Genomic DNA, 3804 nt, shown 5'->3' with positions numbered 1-3804 from the left:
AACACCAGCCCAACTCACAACATTACAATACGACGCCCCCGCCGACTACAACGGCATAGACGACCCAGGAGACTTCACATATAGTGTCAGCGACGGCACAGCAACCGTAGCCGGCAGCACAGACATCGCTATAATCTCCAACCAACCCCCAGTAGCCAACAACGACAACGGCACAACACTCAAAAACCAGCCAGTAACCATCAACATCACAGACAACGACAACGACATAGACGGCAACATCGACCCCAGCACCATAGACCTAGACCCCGACACACCAGGAGAGCAAAAAACCAGAGTCATCCCCGAACAAGGCACATTTGAAATAGACGATAATGGCAACGTCACATTCACACCAGAACCAGACTTCGTAGGAGAAGCAACCATCCCCTACACAGTCAACGACAACGACGGCGAACTCTCAAACAGCGCCAACATCACCATCGCCGTCATCAACACACCACCAGTAGCAACCAACGACAACGCCAACACCGGAGTAAATATACCAGTCACCTTCAACATCAGCGAAAACGACACAGACAGTGACGGCACATTAGACCTAACCACAGTAGACCTAGACCCCAACACAGAAGGCAGACAAACCACCTTCACACAACAAGCTCAAGGCACATTTGAAATAGACGATAATGGCAACATCACATTCACACCAGTTGCCGACTTCCTCGGAGAAGTAACACCCATCACCTACACCGTCGCCGACAACAATGGCGATCTATCAAATACAGCCGAAATCGCAGTCACAGTCACAGAAATACGGCCAGCAGCAAGCGACGACAATGCCAGCACAGTCATCAACACACCAGTCAGCTTCAACATCACAGACAACGACATCGCCGAAGCAGGAGAAGACATAGAACCAGGAACTATCGACCTCGACCCCAGCACCACAGAACTAGAAGAAACAATACTCACAGTAGACCAAGGCACCTTTGCAGTAGACCAAGAAGGAATTGTCACCTTTACTCCCACAGATGGGTTTATTGGAGTTGTCACAATTCCTTACACCGTAGAAGATACCGCAGGCAACATCACCAATAGTGCTAATATTATCGTAGAAGTAATTGACAGTCCTCCCATAGCTACCGATGACTTTGCCAACAGCTTTATTAACCAACCAGTAACATTCAACATCACCAACAACGACATCGACCTCGAAGGAGAAGTAGACCCCAGTACCATCGACCTAGACCCAGATACTCCAGGAAATCAAACAACATTAGAACTACCAGACCAAGGTACTTTTGAAGTAGATGAAAACGGCAACCTGACCTTTACCCCCACAAATGGGTTCATCGGAGTTGTCACAATACCCTATACTGTCAACGACAACAACGGCAATACATCAAACAATGCCAATATCACAGTGGAAGTAGTAAACCTACCACCAGTAGCAACAGACAACAGCAGCACAACAGTAGCAGGGCAACCAGTAACCTTCAACATTACCGATGATGATAGTGACCCAGAGACAACAATAGACACCACCACCGTAGACCTAAACCCCAATACCCCAGAACAGGATACTACCTTCACACAACCAGGAGAAGGCACATACACAGTAGACAATGAGGGAAACCTCACCTTTACTCCAGTAGAGGGTTTTACAGGTCAGACAACTCCGATTAGTTATACAGTCCAAGATAGTAGTGGTGCAGTTTCTAACTCTGCTAATATTTCTATTGATGTCACTGAACTTGGTATTCTAGACGATGACAGTGCCACAACAGTTATTGATACTCCTGTAACTCTGAATATCGCTGATAACGATACTCCTATAGACCTAGATTCTATTGACCTCAACCCAGATACTCCAGAAATTGAGAAAACATTAGAAATACCAGATCAAGGTACCTTTGAAGTAGATGATGATGGTAATGTCACATTCACTCCCGTATCCGGGTTTACAGGACAGGTGAACATTCCTTATGTAGCGAATGACCCTAATGGTAATTCTTTACCACCTGCTAATATTTCTATTGATGTTGTCGGGAGTCTACCTCCCAACCAACCCCCAATAGCCAACAACGACAACGGCACAACACTCAAAAACCAGCCAGTAACCATCAACATCACAGACAACGACAACGACATAGACGGCAACATCGACCCCAGCACCATAGACCTAGACCCCGACACACCAGGAGAGCAAAAAACCAGAGTCATCCCCGAACAAGGCACATTTGAAATAGACGATAATGGCAACGTCACATTCACACCAGAACCAGACTTCGTAGGAGAAGCAACCATCCCCTACACAGTCAACGACAACGACGGCGAACTCTCAAACAGCGCCAACATCACCATCGCCGTCATCAACACACCACCAGTAGCAACCAACGACAACGCCAACACCGGAGTAAATATACCAGTCACCTTCAACATCAGCGAAAACGACACAGACAGTGACGGCACATTAGACCTAACCACAGTAGACCTAGACCCCAACACAGAAGGCAGACAAACCACCTTCACACAACAAGCTCAAGGCACATTTGAAATAGACGATAATGGCAACATCACATTCACACCAGTTGCCGACTTCCTCGGAGAAGTAACACCCATCACCTACACCGTCGCCGACAACAATGGCGATCTATCAAATACAGCCGAAATCGCAGTCACAGTCACAGAAATACGGCCAGCAGCAAGCGACGACAATGCCAGCACAGTCATCAACACACCAGTCAGCTTCAACATCACAGACAACGACATCGCCGAAGCAGGAGAAGACATAGAACCAGGAACTATCGACCTCGACCCCAGCACCACAGAACTAGAAGAAACAATACTCACAGTAGACCAAGGCACCTTTGCAGTAGACCAAGAAGGAATTGTCACCTTTACTCCCACAGATGGGTTTATTGGAGTTGTCACAATTCCTTACACCGTAGAAGATACCGCAGGCAACATCACCAATAGTGCTAATATTATCGTAGAAGTAATTGACAGTCCTCCCATAGCTACCGATGACTTTGCCAACAGCTTTATTAACCAACCAGTAACATTCAACATCACCAACAACGACATCGACCTCGAAGGAGAAGTAGACCCCAGTACCATCGACCTAGACCCAGATACTCCAGGAAATCAAACAACATTAGAACTACCAGACCAAGGTACTTTTGAAGTAGATGAAAACGGCAACCTGACCTTTACCCCCACAAATGGGTTCATCGGAGTTGTCACAATACCCTATACTGTCAACGACAACAACGGCAATACATCAAACAATGCCAATATCACAGTGGAAGTAGTAAACCTACCACCAGTAGCAACAGACAACAGCAGCACAACAGTAGCAGGGCAACCAGTAACCTTCAACATTACCGATGATGATAGTGACCCAGAGACAACAATAGACACCACCACCGTAGACCTAAACCCCAATACCCCAGAACAGGATACTACCTTCACACAACCAGGAGAAGGCACATACACAGTAGACAATGAGGGAAACCTCACCTTTACTCCAGTAGAGGGTTTTACAGGTCAGACAACTCCGATTAGTTATACAGTCCAAGATAGTAGTGGTGCAGTTTCTAACTCTGCTAATATTTCTATTGATGTCACTGAACTTGGTATTCTAGACGATGACAGTGCCACAACAGTTATTGATACTCCTGTAACTCTGAATATCGCTGATAACGATACTCCTATAGACCTAGATTCTATTGACCTCAACCCAGATACTCCAGAAATTGAGAAAACATTAGAAATACCAGATCAAGGTACCTTTGAAGTAGATGATGATGGTAATGTCACATTCACTCCCGTATCCGGGTTTAC

At 46.2% G+C, this 3804-nt stretch carries 1 protein-coding gene; it reads left to right on the top strand.

Annotation, left to right across the window (positions count from 1 at the left end):
* Positions 1-3804, top strand: a 3804-nt coding sequence (locus F6K27_RS14265) for an Ig-like domain-containing protein (protein WP_287284358.1), incomplete at both ends; no start/stop codon positions are given.

This window comes from Okeania sp. SIO2F5 (genome assembly GCF_010692685.1).
Classification (GTDB): Bacteria; Cyanobacteriota; Cyanobacteriia; order Cyanobacteriales; family Microcoleaceae; genus Okeania; species Okeania hirsuta.
Note: the sequence above shows the minus strand (reverse complement) of the source record. Positions and strands in the feature narration are given on the sequence as shown.